This window comes from Agriterribacter sp., from assembly GCF_035445465.1.
GTDB lineage: Bacteria > Bacteroidota > Bacteroidia > Chitinophagales > Chitinophagaceae > Agriterribacter.
Genome location: NZ_DAOMQT010000003.1, coordinates 53,691 through 69,477, shown reverse-complemented (window position 1 = coordinate 69,477; position 15,787 = coordinate 53,691). Strand labels below are relative to the sequence as shown.

Here is a 15,787-nt window from a genome sequence, read left to right as displayed (position 1 = left end):
GCCATGAAGCATGATAATCAATAAATTATTTTTTCTTTCGGTTGTGGTTTTACTATCAGTGGTAGAGACACCCGAAAAAAACAAATCGGAATTAAGCAATACTGCAAATAAAGAAGCGGCAAAAACCATCAGGCTGTTTAACGGTAAAAACCTTGATGGCTGGTATACATTTATTAAAGATCGCGGACGTGGCAATGATCCGAAGGGTGTATTCACCGTAAAAGATGGGCTGATCCATATATCTGGTGAGGAGTGGGGCTGTATCACTACCAATAACGAGTATGAAAATTATACGCTCACAGCGGAATTTAAATGGGGCGGAAAAACATATGAGCCAAGAATCAATAATGCAAGAGATGGTGGCATACTTGTACATTCAACTGGCATTGATGGCGGTTATTCCGGTACCTGGATGTACGGCATAGAGTGCCAGATGATTGAGGGCGGAACAGGTGACCTGCTGGTTGTAGGAGATGGCAGCAACAATTTTGCCATTACCAGCCCGGTAGCTGCTGAAAAGCAAAAGAGCAGTTATTTGTTTAAAGAGAATGGTGCGCCTGTTACTATTCATGCCGGGAGGATCAACTGGTGGGGAAGGGATGATGATTGGGATGATGTAAAAAACTTCAGGGGAAAACAGGACGTGGAAAAACCTCTGGGCGAATGGAACAGGATGGAATGCATCGTTGATGGAAAAAATATCTCCATTGTTTTGAACGGCATACTGGTTAATCGTGCAGGCAATGTGCTTCCTTCCAAAGGCCGCATTCAGATACAATCTGAAGGAGCTGAAGTGCTATTTAGGCGCGTAGAGCTTAAGATGTTACAGCGATAAAGTCAACTCCTACCACCATAAAAGTGCAGCATGGGATGCCGCACTTTTATGTAATGATGAAAGGATGCCTATATCACCGGCGTATTCAGCGCTGCCAGCGATTGATTAATGTCTTCCTGCGATACTTCATAATCAACCAGCTTACCATTGAGGTATTGCTCATAAGCGCTCAGATCAAAATGACCATGACCGCATAAGTTAAACAAAATGGTTTTGGAAACGCCTTCTTCATCGGCCTGTTTCGCCTGCCGTATTACTTCAGCAATGGCATGGGTAGCTTCCGGCGCAGGAATAATGCCTTCGGTTCCGGAAAACAATAAGCCCGCATCGAAACATTCCGTTTGGTTAATGGCATTGGCTTCAATAATACCATCCCTGAGCAACTGGCTAACAATGGCGCCGGCCCCATGATAACGCAGCCCGCCCGCATGAATAGGCGAGGGAATGAAATTATGTCCCAGCGTGTACATCGGAATAAGCGGTGTCATTCCAACCGTATCGCCAAAATCGTAACGGAAAACACCGCGCGTTAATTTCGGGCAGGATGTTGGCTCCACCGCTACAGCTCTTACATTCTTTCCTCCTGTTAACTTATTTTGTAAAAAAGGAAACGCTATACCGGCGAAGTTGGATCCGCCGCCAAAAGGGGCCACTACAATATCGGGATAGTCGCCTGCTTTTTCCATTTGCTTCAATGCCTCCAGTCCTATAATGGTTTGATGCATCAATACATGATTCAATACACTGCCTAAAGAATATTTGGTATCATCATGCGTGGCCGCCACTTCCACCGCTTCAGAAATGGCAATGCCCAGGCTGCCGGGCGAGTTGGGATCTCCGGCCAGGATACTCCTGCCCGCATTGGTTAAATTGCTGGGAGAAGCATGTACCGTTGCGCCCCAGGTGTTCATCATAATTTTGCGGTAAGGTTTGCCGTCATAACTCACTTTTACCATAAATACCTCACAGGAAATCCCAAACAATTTACAGGCAAAGCTCAGCGCACTGCCCCATTGACCAGCCCCTGTTTCTGTTGAAATTTTCTTTATCCCTTCCTTCATATTATAATAGGCCTGCGGAACGGCGGTATTGGGCTTATGCGAACCCGCGGGACTAACACCTTCGTATTTGTAATAGATCTTAGATTTTGTACCCAGCGCTTTTTCTAATCCGTAAGCCCTGAACATGGGCGTAGGCCGCCAGATGGAATACAGGTTCCTCACCTCGTCCGGTATCTCTATCCATTTTTCGGTACTTACCTCCTGTTTGATCAGTTCCATGGGAAAAAGCGGGGCTAAATCTTCCGGGCCAACAGGTTGTTTTGTTCCGGGATGCAGGGGTGGCAGGGGTTTATTAGGCATATCTGCCATAATATTATACCAGTGCGTTGGTATCTCTGATTCCTGTAAAGTAATTTTTCTTTGTTGTGACATGTAATAATTTTTTGGTAATCAAGATACTGAAAAAGATCAAATTAGCCTGAAATAGCCTCCTGTTGGCAGATTTATAATTTCTTGTTTATATTTGCTCCCCATACTTTTGCTTGCATATTGTATTTTGCCTTTTAGCAGTTCAACCACTTATTTTTTCCGGCACATCCGGGAATGGAATAGCGCAACGGGTATTTTTGTTATTATTCAATAAATTCGTTAATCTTGACCTCCAACATAAGCACAAAGATGCAACACGAAGAAGATTTTGATGCCAACCTTGCCGGTGAGGATGGGAACAATGATGAAGCAAGAAGCCGTTGGTTCAAGCGAATCAAAAAGGGCATACTCACATCTACCGCAGAGAAAAAAGAAACGCCGGACGGATTATGGATCAAATGCCCGAGTTGTAAATACACCTGCACTGTGCTGGAGCTCAAGGAAAACCTTTTTGTTTGTCCTAAATGCCAGTATCATCACCGCATAGGCAGCCAGGAATATTTTGATATTTTATTTGACCAGCAGCAATACGAGGAATTATTCACTAATATCCGTTCTGTTGATTTCCTGAAGTTCAATGATCTGAAACCCTATCAAAAACGCTTAGAGGAAGCCTACCGTAAAACCGGCTTGAACGATTCCATTTCTGTTGCATCCGGAAAGATCCATGATCACGCGATGGTAGTTTGCTGTATGGATTTTAACTTTATCGGCGGCTCGCTGGGAAGTGTAATGGGTGAAAAAATTGCCAAGGCGGTTGATCATTGCCTGCAGCACCACATTCCCTTAATGATTATTAGTAAAAGCGGTGGCGCCCGGATGATGGAAAGTGCTTTTTCGCTCATGCAATTAGCCAAAACATCCGGCAAGTTGTCGCAATTATCTGATGCCGGCATTCCTTATATTTCTCTTTGCACCGACCCTACTTATGGCGGCACTACCGCTTCTTTTGCCATGCTTGGAGATATTAATATCGGGGAACCCGGGGCTATGATAGGGTTTGCCGGCCCGCGGGTAATTAAAGAAACCATAAAAAAAGATCTTCCTCCGGGCTTTCAAAGCTCAGAGTTCTTAATGGATCATGGTTTTTTAGATATTATTATTCCGCGGAAAGAGTTAAAAGAAAAAACAGCTACCCTCCTCACGTTATTTGAATCCTGACCCCGGTAACGCCCAATTTGTTTACCTTCCGGGAAATCACATTTATAAAGTATGTCCAATATACGTAACCGTTCCGCCTGGTATGAATATCACATAGATGACAAATATGTGGCAGGTTTGGTATTAACGGGCACAGAAGTAAAATCACTGCGTGAAGGCCGGGCCAGCTTTAATGACAGTTATTGCTATTTCCATAAAGGCGAGCTATGGATCAAAAGCCTTCATATAGCAGAATACAGCCACGGCACCTACCATAATCATGAACCTTTACGGGAACGTAAATTGCTCCTGAACAAAAAAGAACTAAAGAAGCTGGAATCTAAATTAAAGGAAAAAGGATATACCATTGTGCCGCTCAGTATTTTTTTCAGCGAAAAAGGATTGGTGAAAATAGAAATCGGGCTGGGCAAGGGTAAAAAGCTGCACGATAAACGGGAGAGCATTAAAGCCAGGGACACGGAAAGGGAAATTAAACGAAAATATGGTGTATGATAGCCGCGAATCCTCTGCGGGGAACATACAGGATGAAGATAAACAGTTTATTTACAATACTTTTAGATATCATACGTTACTTTGCATGTATTTACATAACCGTACTATTCTAATAGTTTGATGAGAATAATACTAACCCTTTTTTGTTTTTTTTGTGCAACACATAGTATAGCCCAGGGCATAAAAGGTAGCTGGTTTGGAAGCGCCGATGTATTACTGGGCGGATCGCACAATAATTACCTTGTTGAGCTTGATCTGAAACAGAATAATAACGAAGTAAAAGGCATCATCAGCTATTACTTCCGCGACAGCTACCAGAGCTTTTACGTAAAGGGCACTTACAACCAGCGTACAAGGGAAGTGCTGATCAAAGATGTTCCCATTACCTATTTCCGGGCATCCGCAAGCAATGGCGTGGAATGTATTATGGACCTGAGGGCTATCCTTACAGCCTCCAGGGTAAGCACCAGCATTAAAGGCGTGTTTACCACCCAGGGTAAATATAAGTATACCTGCCCCGATATTGCCTTTGACTTTGTTTATGGCGAAGCGCTTAACACAGACAGCTTAATAGACAAATTTGCCGCTATCAAAAAAATATGGCGGCCCTCCGAAGAAGATGTGGTGGTGAATGATCAGAAAATATATATTCCTGATTCGGTAGACCTGAAGATTAAGGAACCCTCCGCCGAAAAAATGGAAGCGCAAAAGATATTAGAAGAATTCACCAAGCGAAAAGAAGTGGTAGGGCAGGAAATATGGGTGCATTCAGATTCGCTCCGGCTTACCTTTTACGACAATGGCATAGTAGACGGCGACAGCATTTCCGTTTTCTTCAATAAAGAGCCCGTGGCTACACACCAGCTACTCAGCGAAAGAGGTATCGTATTTTACACCGTGTTAGATACCACAAAAGAATATAACGAAATCAGCATGTTTGCCGAAAACCTGGGAAGCATATCTCCCAACACCGCTTTAATGGTATTGACGGACGGAGTAAACCGCCACGAAATATTTTTATCCAGCAGCTTAACACAAAACTCTACAATAAGGGTAAGGCGAAAACGATAAGTGTTTCTATAATTCACGTTACATACACTTTGTATCCCCACGGAGCCAGCTCAAACCACTGGTTGGCCGAACAATCTTTCTCTTCCCCGGTGAAGCTTTCCGTGTACTTTCCTGTAATACCGCTGTCGTTATGCATAAACCGGCTGGGATACGGAGATAAGTTCATCAATACCAATACCGCGTTAACACCACATTTCCTTACGTAACCCAAAATATGCTCATCCTGTTTAAAATCTAATATGGTTGTTTCTGCTTGTCCATTTCCCGAAGCCAGGGCAGGATTTTCAGCTCTCAGGGTAAGGAGCTTTCTGTAAAACGCTTCCAGCGCATATGTGCCATTCCATTCAATAACATCCTTGTCAAAGAATTGCAGCCTTTTGAGGTTGGGCAATTCCTGCCCGCTGTATAGTAAGGGTATACCATCCCATGTGCAGCTAAATACTGCAAGCGCTGGCGCCATATCGCCATATTTTTCAAATTCCGTTCCATTCCAGCTATTCTCATCGTGGTTGGAGGTAAAATACAAACCGGTTGTACCTGGCAAAAAAACGGATTTGTATTGTTGCAGCAGGTTTTCCAAAGCAGGAATATGACGTTGTTTTTTATAAAAATCCTCTGTTTTATGCATCCAGGTCCAGGCATAGGCCGCATCAAATACTTCGAGGTATTCAGGATTATCCAAAGCATCAAATTCACCCAGCCAGAACAATGGTTTCACCTGATCCAGCGCTGGCCTGGCCTTTCTCCAGAAATCCAGCTCCACCCAAAATGCCAGGTCGCACCGGAATCCGTCAATATCACATTCCTTTATCCAGAACGTCATGGCATCAATCATCGCCTTAACCAAATCCGGATTGTTAAAGTCCAGCTCAATAATATCATCCATTCCCGAAGCGGCTTTAAAATTCCCGGCTTCGTCTCTTTTGTAGTATTCAGGATGCGTTTTTGTCCATACATGATCCCAGCCGGTATGATTGGCCACCCAATCTATAATGACTTTAAATCCCAGCTGATGGGCTAAACGGACCAGTTTTTTAAAATCATCCAATGTGCCAAATTCGGGGTTTACGGCAGTATAATCTGAGCAGGCATAATAGCTGCCCATGGTTCCTTTCATCTTTTCTTTTGCAATAGGCGTTACCGGCATGAACCATAACGTTTCTACCCCCATTTTCCTGAGTCTTGGCAGCTCCCCTGCAAAAGCATTGAAAGTGCCCTCTTTTGTATATTGACGAAGATTGATTTCATATACATTGGTATGATGCCTCCACGCTACCCGCCGGTGTTCTGTATGCATAGTTGTTTTAATTAGGAGTTGCTCAAAAACTAAAGATACTTCCGAAGACGATCATAAAAAAACTATATAGCCACAAAGCGTTTTCCTTTGTGTCAAAAAAAATTACGAAACAGGAACTGTAAGTATTTAATTACAACCGAAACCCGAAGGGAATATAAAGCACCAGGAAACAAATAACAAGAACCAAATAAAATTCAAATTTCAAATTTCAAATTCGAAGCGAAATGCAACCGTAAACTACAAACAATAAACTGTAAATTAAAAAAATCCAAAGCAGAAGAACTCTCCCTGTAATTAATAGTAACTCCCCTGTAATCTGCCCCCTGCAACCTGTACCCTGCAACCCGTACCCTGTAACCTGCGCCCCATTCATTCATTCTTTTTTTTACCACCGAAAAGTTTACGGAAGAAGCCTTTTTTTTTCTTATCCGCAGTATCGGGCTGCACTTTATCTTTTTTCTTATTCGCGTTCTTTGCCTCCTCCAGTATTTTCTTTTCTTCATCGTTCAGTTGCGATTCCGTTGTAACTCTTTCCCGCCCGTCGCTAACCGGCACATCAATATACTGGTTGGCATCACCCGGCTGGTTTTCGCCTTCTAATATGGGTGTATCAGATGCAGAAGGATCCACCCAATCATAGATCATTTCATTTTTCAGGCTTTCCGGTTGCACAAATCTTGCGCCGGCATCTATACCAAGGGTTTTATCTTTATATACCTCCTGGAAAAAATAGGCCCATATGGGCATGGCCATTTGCGCACCCTGACCTACGTAATTATTAGATATCCGTAAAATAGGGTCATCTGCGCCTACCCACGCGCCGCCGAGTAACTGTGGGGTAAACCCTATAAACCAGCCGTCGGCATTGCTGTTGGTAGTACCTGTTTTACCCGCTACTTCGCTTGCAATACCATAGGTGCCTCTCAACGAACGCCCGGTGCCAAAATCAACCACTCCCTGCATCATTCTTGTCATAATATATGCATCCGATTCATTGATTACTTCCTTATGCGAGGTAGTGAAAGATTGCAGCACATTACCGTTGCGGTCTTCTATCCTTGCAATATAAATGGGTTTGGTATTCATTCCCCCTGCTGGGAACATACTGTAGGCGCCCACCATTTCAATCAATGAAATATCGGCGGAACCCAGCGCTATGGAAGGATATGGCGGAATGGTGCTGGAAATGCCGCACTGATGTGCGAAATCCACCATCCTGTTCACCCCTATCACGTTCATCAGGTTGGCCGCGGCAGGGTTGATAGACGCTGCCAGGCAATAATTCAAAGGGCGTGTTCCGCTGTATTTTTTATCGCCGATCATTTTGCCGCCCAGGTCAACCGGATCAACCGGCACAGGTGTTTCGGGCGTATACCCGTTCATCACGGCCAGCGTATATAAAAGGGGCTTAAAGGTAGAGCCCACCTGCCTTTTGGTATTAGCATTAACATGATCGAATTTGTAGGTCTTAAAGTCTATACCGCCTACCCATGCTTTTACTTCCCCGGTTAAAGGATCGGTTAGCAAAAAAGAAGCCTGCAGCATTTGCTTATGGTATTTGATAGAATCCAGCGGCGTCATGATCGTGTCTGTTTCACGTTTGGCATTCCAGGCAAACACTTTCATGGGCACTTTTATATCGAATGACTTCCGGATCTCGGCTTCTTTCAAACCGGCACCTGATAAATCGGCCCAGCGCTCACTACTCTTTATCGCTCTTTCCAATACAGCTTTCCCGTCTTTCGTTTTCCATACACTCCCGTCCTTTATATTCTTTTGCGCATTAAATACTTTTTGCAGGTTAGGCATATGGCGCGCTACGGCCATTTCGGCATACAACTGCATGCGCGGATCAATGGTAGTATATATTTTCAGCCCGTCTTTATAAATATTATACGCTTCGCCCGTTTTGGGATTTTTGTGATCCTTGCACCATTGGCGGATATCATTGCGTAGTACATCAATGAAATAAGGCGCCAGGTTGGTATTCTGGTTCATTTTTTCATAATCGAGCTTTATAGGTACCAGCTTAACCTTAGCAGCCTCTGCCGCTGGCAAATAGTTATTCCGGACCATCTGGTCTATCACCGTATTCCTTCTGTCTAACGCCAGTTTGGGATTGGTACGCGGGTTATACGTGCCCGTAGCTTTAAGCATACCTATCAGCACGGCAGATTCGGCAACATCAAGCCTCGAAGCATCCTTTTGAAAAAAAGTACGGGAAGCATTCCGTATACCATACACATGATCACTGTATTCAACCGTATTAAGATACAACGCAAGGATCTCTTCCTTTGTAAAATTCCGTTCCAGCTTAATCGCCACAATCATCTCTTTCAGTTTTTCTATTACCCGGGCTATGGTATTCCTGCTTCCCTGTCCAAGCATATTCTTGGCCAACTGCTGGGTAATGGTACTTGCCCCGCCTTCACTTCCAAAAAAGAAAACAGCTCTTCCAAGGCTCCTCGCGTCAATGCCTGAATGCCTGTAAAACCTTTCATCTTCGGTAGCCACCAGGGCATTAATAACATTGGGTGAAATTTCACTGTAGGGAACATTGGTTCTGTCTGTTACGTAATACTTGCCCATCAGCCTTCCATCGGCGGCATACACTTCCGAAGCAGAAAGAATGGAAGGATTTTCCAGTTCGGATAATGATGGAAGCTTTCCAAAAATTCCCCATGAAATAGCCAGCAGAAATAAAACGGCAAAGCCAAGCCCGGCAAAGAAAATTCTCCAGAAATATTTTACGGTCTTTGTCATTTGCTATTATTATGATTAATAAAGACTGCAACAGAATGCTTAAACAAACTCAAAAGCAAATTCCATGCTTAAATTAACTTCTTATTGGGCCGGGTAATTGGCTTCAACGAATTGCCTGTACCCCTCTATGTCTTTATTGTTTTCGAGCACTTCAAGGTTGCCTGCCGAAATAACAATAAAGGAATACTTATCAGCGGCCAGCCAGGGAACTACCTGCGCTCCGGCCACACGTTTTGCCTTATTTACATAATCTAATGCGCCAACAGCGTCTGAAAAGCCCGACATCAGCATCAGCTTATTATCTTCATCCAAAGGCAATATCGTTATTTCTATTGGCTGATCGTTAAATGATTCGCGGTTATAGCGGCTAAAAGCGTTTTTAGCTTCATTAACATATACAATATCCACTTTATTGAGCACCACAGCCACATAATGCTGTACCGAAGGATCATAGCTGAAACCGGACTGTGGCGCCGGCTTTGGCCTGTTGAATACGGATGAATCTATTGCCGGTTTTATGATCGTTTCTTTTGCAGCGGCTACTTCCTGCGCTCTGGGTTGCCCCGATGTTTTAACCTGTTCCTGTACTCCTGCCCTGGGTTTTTCTTCCACAACAGCAATGGAATCTTCCTTTGCTCTTTCTATATCTAAGCTGGTAAGATACTTTTCTATTTCATCGCGCCGCTTCAGAACATCTATGATATTTTCCGCTTTTTTGGAGATGGGCGCCTCCCGGTCAATATGAATAAGGTGCTGCAACGCGTTGACAGCCGAATTATCATCCTTTTGCTTAATATAGTATACAGACTCTATATACAATAATTGCTGTGTCCAGTAAATATTCCCATAAATACTGTCTGCTTTCGCCTTCTGTATAATGGCTTCCTCAAATTTGCCCTCTAAGAAAAGATCGTATATCTTTTCATAATTCCGGGTAGCATCATCCTTCAGTTTGGTTTTGCGTTCCTCTACCGCCTTAGGGTTATCAATATATTCAATATACTGGCTTTGGGGTGCAATTTTTGCCAGTATTTCCCTGTACTGCCTGGCTTTAACCGGCATATTCAGTTTGGTATAGCAATAATACAGGTCAAAAACTGCTTCTTCCTGGTAGCGGGTATCCTGAAAACGGTTCAATAATGCTTCATAATTTTTTATCGCTTCGGCATAATCTTCAAACTGATCTTTAAATGCCTTTCCTAATCCAAACAGGGCCGATTGAATGCTGTCGTTAGAAACCTGTACAGCCTCCGGGGTAAGCGGAAGGTTTTTCATAAGCCCTTCATAACTGATGTCTTCCGGGTGGCCGGCTGTATTTGCCATTTCACCGGGCGGGTTGTTGCCTGCAGGTTCAGGCGTTTTAAACTGGGCTGTAATATCCGCCATGCGCCTCCAGTTATCTACGTTAGGCCTTGAACCCCAGTTATTACGGAAAGTGGTAAACCCCTTCGACTTCAATGCGTTGTTGTTAAAATACCAATCTCCTTTCCCATCATTTCCCGAAAAAATATCTGCAGTTGTATTATTGGCAAACGGATTGTTCGTATTCATGTTAAGCGAATCATTCTCCTTTAATCCTCTTTCTTTGCGTAAACGCCTGGCAGCGGCTTTTACGTATTTTTCGCGTTCGTCTTCCGGCATGGCGGCAACCTTTTGTAAGCTGTCTTCCACCCTTACGGTGTGTATTTTCGTTATTACACCACCCAATGCATCCTTTCGCAGGGAAATTATTGCGGCGTCTTTCACTACAGGGCTGTTGATGTCTAAGCTGTCGTAGGCGCCGTAGGCCAGCTCATATTCTTTTTTTTCAAAGGCCAGGTTGCCCAAATATAAAAACGAGCGGTTACGCTGATCAATGTCTTCGTTATTATATTTAACACTTCTTAAAAGCCAGGTTTTAGCCGCGTCAAAATTATTACGCTGCATTTCCATTTGCGCCGCCATATAGTAAATAATATTACGATAGTTGTAATACTTATCACGCCTGGCCATTTTAAGCAGTTGCTTTATGTTTTCATCAATAATCTTTTCTTCATCATCGCCCTGGGCCAGTTTTATTTTATTCAGTCTTGCATATACTTCCATCACCGGGTCAATGGTATGCTTAATACAGCGGTCAAAAAAAATACCGGCTTCTGTTGTATTTTTATCCAGCGCATATAACTGTCCTATCAGGTATTCCCGCCTGGCCCGTTCCGCCATATTTTCGGTGTTGTCTAATGCAGGTATCAGGTAGTGCGCTGCGCTGTCCCATACTTTGTTTTTATAAAAAAGGTAAGCATGCATTTCTTCAAGCGCCGGCTTTAACCTGCGGGGAAACAGCTCATCCCGTTTCAGGGTCTGTATCATAGCAGAAGCCGCGTTGTAGCTGCTGTCTTCAATATAATTCCTCAGTTGCCAAACTAAGGCATCATTACGGCGGGGTGGTTCGCTGAAAATTTTTGAAGTTATACCTGTCTTTTCCTTGGTAGAAACCGAATACACATTCCCTTCATCATTAAGATTACTGCCTATATATTTTTTAAATCCCAGCTCTTCCTTAGTCTTGGGCTGAAAATAATAATTAAGATATTGAAAAGCGATATAGGCGGAATCAAATTGCTTTTTAAAAAAATAAGCCTTGCCCATCAGAAAATACATATCATCAATCCATTCATTTCTGAGGTCATGAAGCAAAATACCCGCATTACATTTTTGAAGTACAGAATCCAGCTCAGTTTTTTGCGACGCGGTAGCGTCAAGGGTATAATTATAAAAAGGGAGCAATTCAGTATAATCTTCCCTGAAACTTTGTTTTGCACCCTCCACTACCCCTGTTAATTTAACATCCGCATTAAAGAAAAAATTATAATGTGTGCTCATGCCCTGCATGAGCCTGCGTGGAATAGTGTATTTAGTAGTAAAGGTTTTATCTGATCCTAATATACGGTTGTCATATTTTTCGGGCTTTTTCACATCAAGGGTAGCATCTTTTTGCGCCATCAAAGATGAATAATGCCCACAATAAAATAAAACTGTGAGTATAACCGTTAAAAGGAATTTACTATAATACATGTAGGCGTAGTTCGTTCGTATAATAAACTAAATTTCAGCGAAATTATTTTAATTGTACATTTTTTCAAGCTTTAGTCCTGACAACTAAGCCAAAGTGGTTATTTTTAACACAAATAACTGATAATGGCAAAGATATTTGATGCAGACGGAACCTTGCAGCACCTTCGTAACCGCTACCGGCTGGTGGTAATGAATGACGATACATATGAAGAAGTGGTAACCTTCAGGCTGTCGCGCCTCAGTGTTTACATCACTTTATGTACCATATTTGTAGCGCTGGTAGGTATAACGGTGGCTTTATTAGTATTTACGCCATTGCGTTATTATGTACCGGGTTATGGAAGCGCATCAGACAGGAGAGAAATGATAACACTGAAAATGCAGGTTGATTCGCTGGAGCAGCAAATGAACTACCGCGATAAATACATGGAAAATATACAGAATGTGCTGAAAGGAAATATAACAACTACTATTGATACAACCCTGTTAAATATTCCTTCGGAAGACAAAAGCGAAGATTAATCACTTTAAAACCAATAACTATGTTTTCATCAAAATCCAAATCTGAAATTGAGATACCCGCTTCTTCATCCGGAACAAGTCTTATTGGCGCCGGTACCGTTATTAAGGGCGATGTAGTAAGCAGCGGAGATATTCGCATAGACGGTACGCTGAAAGGGAACATTTCGGGTTCGGCAAAAGTGCTGATCGGCGCCGAAGGTGTGGTTGAAGGCGATATTGAAGGACAGCAGGCCGACATACTTGGAAAAGTCAGCGGCAAGATCATCATCAAGGAATTATTGAACCTGAGAGGCAAAGCTGCTATAAAAGGTAATATCAGCGCCGGTAAGCTGCAGGTTGAGCCCACAGTGAGCTTCAACGGCCAGTGCCATGTTGGCGAAGGCAGCGTGGCGAATGTGGTAGAAATGGCCACTGACGAAGAACATGCCATCGCACAATAATTTTCTTCCTTAACCGGAACCGTTTTATTTGCCCTGCACGACTTTTGCAAGCCGTGCAGGGATGCTATTGTCCGGATGTATTGCCTCTCCTGATGGAGGTTTAATAGTTGATAAGGATTTCAGAGCCGAAATTAAGATAGCAGGGATTTTGCTATCGCTTTCTATAATGTGTTCAACAGGAACTGCGGCATCTCTTTTAAACATAAATTATTTCCGATTCAGTTTGTTGTGCAAAAACCATTTACTTTGAGGTTTCAATATCAAAATCATTCGGGCGCCGGTAAGTTATGCAAAACCCCTCTAAGCGCAGTGTTATAGTCCTTCTCTTTCTGGTATGCCTTGCAGCAGGCATACGTTTATATGCCTCCTTTCCGGGCCTTGTTGAATCATCTTATACTTCCGGGATATACCCTTTTATCAGTGCGTTTTTAAGAATAGCTTTCGGATGGCTTCCTTTTAGCGCCGGGGATGTTTTATACAGCTTTATTTTCCTGTTTGCACTATGGAAAGCTGCGCAACGGATAAAAAGCCTGCGAAAAGAGAAACGGTCATGGCTCCCTTCAAAAAAAGCCTGGCTTAAAACAGTACATTTTTTTTTGCTGCTCTATATCATTTTTAACCTGATGTGGGGATTGAATTATAACCGGAAAGGAATTCACTATCAAATGAATTTTGAACGTGAAAAATATTCACAGGCAGAATTAATACACATCAATACTGTATTGCTGGAAAAAGTGAACGAGTGCAAAGCGGCTTTAATACACCGGAACATACCCTATCCTTCCACAAAAGAATTGTTTATAAAAACAAACAGCGCATTTGCACAGGCGGCACAAAAATATCCTTTCCTGCAGTATGCGCACCCCTCGGTAAAACCCTCTTTTTTTAATTTTATCGGTAATTACTTCGGATTTTCCGGCTATTACAATCCTTTTACCGGGGAAGCCCAGGTTAATACCGATGTTCCGCCATTTCTTCAGCCTTACATTAACTGCCATGAAATAGCGCACCAGTTGGGGTATGCCAAAGAAAACGAAGCCAGCTTTGCCGGTTTTATTGTAGCTACCGCTTCCGGCGATTCCCTTTTTATGTATTCCGCTTATTTCGATCTTTTCCTGTATGCCAACCGCAACCTGCACAGAACAGATTCCATTGCGGCACAGGATTTTTTAACCTTATTACATCCCGGCGTTACAGCAGATATCACAACGCTGAAAGCATATTACAGTAAATATGAAAATCCCGTGGAACCGCTTTTCAGTTGGGCGTACGGGAAATATCTTGAGGCCAATGACCAGCCATTAGGCATGGTTACTTACAGCGAGGTGGTAGCGGATGTAATTGCCTGGTATAAAAAATACGAAAACAATATCTTTATACCTCGTGCCGGTTAAAGGGAGTTTGAGGTTTGGTAGTTGGAGACAGTTAAAAAGTGTATGTCCTGATACCTGAACCTTGAACCCTGAGACCTGAAACCTCACACCTCAAACAACTGTCATGAAAATTATCTGTTATCTTCTCTGCTGTATCTGCCTTCTTCCGGCTGCCTGCATCACCGCGCAGCCTGTTCGTGTAGCCGTTGCCGGTATATCGCACGGTCATTCCGGCTGGATACTGGGCAGGAAACCTCAAAGTGACATTACACTGGTAGGTGTATATGAATCCAGCAAACCATTATTACAACAATCTGCCAAAGCATTCGGGCTGGATGATAAGCTGCTGTTCAACGACCTGGGTAAAATGCTGGATGCCGTAAAGCCGGAAGCGGTAGTTGCTTTCGGGTCTATTTATGATCATCTTTCCGTAGTGCAGGCCTGCGCGCCAAGAGGCATACATGTGATGGTGGAAAAACCGCTGGCCGTAAGCGTAGCGCATGCGCTAGAGATGGATTCACTTGCACGGAAATATAATATTCACCTGCTCACCAACTATGAAACCTCGTGGTACCCGGCTACAGCAAAAGCATACCAACTGATTAACGACAGCAATTATACAGGCGGCTTAAAAAAAGCGGTGTTTCATCATGGTCATGAAGGCCCGAAGGAAATAGGCGTAAGCAGGGCATTTTTAGACTGGCTTACCGATCCTGTACAGAACGGGGGTGGCGCTATTATTGATTTTGGATGCTACGGCGCCAACCTGATGACATGGCTGATGAAAGGGGAACAACCCCTATCGGTAACCGCTGTTACCCGGCAGTTTAAACCCGATGTATATCCTAAAGTGGATGACGAGGCAACCATCATTGTAACATATCCCACAGCCCAGGCTATCATCCAGGCTTCATGGAACTGGCCCTTTGGCCGGAAAGACATGGAGCTGTATGGCAATACAGGATACGTGATTACAGTGAACAACAGCGATATGCGTATCAAACAAAAAAACGACAAAGCGGAACAAAGCCGCAAATACACCGCGAAAGATATCCCGGTATATGAAAATCCTTTCACTTATCTCGCCGATGTGGTGCGAAAGAAAATTACAGTAGCAGATGATGGGCTCTACGCGTTACCTAATAATGTTACCGTGGTGCGCATACTGGAAGCTGCCCGTTCTTCGGCCCAAACAGGGAAAACAGTATTGCTGAACAAATAATCATTAATTGTTGATTTTTAAAATATTTTATTCAGCAGCAGGCTTTTTGGAAATGCTTCCGGCAGTAAGAAAGAAAATCCTAAATTGTTGTTATTATTGTCTGAATAAAGTACTGTTTCATTCTATA

12 protein-coding genes are annotated in these 15,787 nt (G+C 43.2%); 8 read left to right on the top strand and 4 right to left on the bottom strand.

The features are described 5' to 3' along the window. The first annotated feature begins 10 nt into the window (after positions 1 to 10). Complete coding sequence (locus PLE34_RS02600) at positions 11 to 835, top strand: 3-keto-disaccharide hydrolase (protein ID WP_324553920.1); 825 nt, start codon at positions 11 to 13, stop codon at positions 833 to 835. 68 nt (positions 836 to 903) lie between these two features. Here PLE34_RS02600 and PLE34_RS02595 read toward each other — a convergent pair whose 3' ends face one another. Continuing rightward, positions 904 to 2,268 (bottom strand): TrpB-like pyridoxal phosphate-dependent enzyme, encoded by a 1,365-nt coding sequence (locus PLE34_RS02595; protein WP_324553918.1) that lies wholly within the window; start codon positions 2,266 to 2,268, stop codon positions 904 to 906. A gap of 222 nt (positions 2,269 to 2,490) precedes the next feature. Between PLE34_RS02595 and accD the strand changes: the two genes are divergently transcribed. The 3 genes from accD (at position 2,491) to PLE34_RS02580 (ending at position 4,989) form a co-directional block, all read left to right on the top strand. Next, entirely contained in the window at positions 2,491 to 3,426 is a 936-nt protein-coding gene (gene accD / locus PLE34_RS02590; protein ID WP_324553916.1) for an acetyl-CoA carboxylase, carboxyltransferase subunit beta, read from the top strand. Positions 3,427 to 3,477: 51 nt separating this feature from the next. Then, positions 3,478 to 3,918: an SsrA-binding protein SmpB gene (gene smpB, locus PLE34_RS02585; RefSeq protein WP_324553914.1), complete on the top strand. Its 441-nt coding sequence runs from the start codon at positions 3,478 to 3,480 to the stop codon at positions 3,916 to 3,918. A gap of 120 nt (positions 3,919 to 4,038) precedes the next feature. After that, the gene (locus PLE34_RS02580) at positions 4,039 to 4,989 is read left to right on the top strand and encodes a hypothetical protein (RefSeq protein WP_324553912.1); all 951 of its coding nucleotides are present in this window, start codon (positions 4,039 to 4,041) and stop codon (positions 4,987 to 4,989) included. 13 nt (positions 4,990 to 5,002) lie between these two features. Here PLE34_RS02580 and PLE34_RS02575 read toward each other — a convergent pair whose 3' ends face one another. The 3 genes from PLE34_RS02575 to porW form a co-directional block, all read right to left on the bottom strand. Next, on the bottom strand, positions 5,003 to 6,286 hold the full coding sequence (locus tag PLE34_RS02575; protein WP_324553910.1) for an alpha-amylase family glycosyl hydrolase: 1,284 nt from the start codon (positions 6,284 to 6,286) through the stop codon (positions 5,003 to 5,005). A gap of 369 nt (positions 6,287 to 6,655) precedes the next feature. Continuing rightward, positions 6,656 to 9,049, bottom strand: a complete 2,394-nt coding sequence (locus PLE34_RS02570; protein WP_324553908.1) for a penicillin-binding protein 1A — start codon at positions 9,047 to 9,049, stop codon at positions 6,656 to 6,658. 81 nt (positions 9,050 to 9,130) lie between these two features. Continuing rightward, entirely contained in the window at positions 9,131 to 12,031 is a 2,901-nt protein-coding gene (gene porW / locus PLE34_RS02565; protein WP_324553907.1) for a type IX secretion system periplasmic lipoprotein PorW/SprE, read from the bottom strand. A gap of 195 nt (positions 12,032 to 12,226) precedes the next feature. On the opposite strand from porW, the gene PLE34_RS02560 reads away from it, so the two are divergent. The 4 genes from PLE34_RS02560 (at position 12,227) to PLE34_RS02545 (ending at position 15,660) form a co-directional block, all read left to right on the top strand. Next, positions 12,227 to 12,625, top strand: coding sequence for a hypothetical protein (locus tag PLE34_RS02560; RefSeq protein ID WP_324553905.1), 399 nt, complete (start codon positions 12,227 to 12,229; stop codon positions 12,623 to 12,625). Positions 12,626 to 12,645: 20 nt separating this feature from the next. After that, entirely contained in the window at positions 12,646 to 13,065 is a 420-nt protein-coding gene (locus tag PLE34_RS02555; protein ID WP_324553903.1) for a bactofilin family protein, read from the top strand. A 287-nt stretch (positions 13,066 to 13,352) separates the two neighbouring features. Further along, positions 13,353 to 14,459, top strand: a complete 1,107-nt coding sequence (locus tag PLE34_RS02550; protein WP_324553901.1) for a DUF3810 domain-containing protein — start codon at positions 13,353 to 13,355, stop codon at positions 14,457 to 14,459. A gap of 103 nt (positions 14,460 to 14,562) precedes the next feature. Next, positions 14,563 to 15,660: a Gfo/Idh/MocA family protein gene (locus tag PLE34_RS02545; RefSeq protein ID WP_324553898.1), complete on the top strand. Its 1,098-nt coding sequence runs from the start codon at positions 14,563 to 14,565 to the stop codon at positions 15,658 to 15,660. Positions 15,661 to 15,787 lie beyond the last annotated feature (127 nt).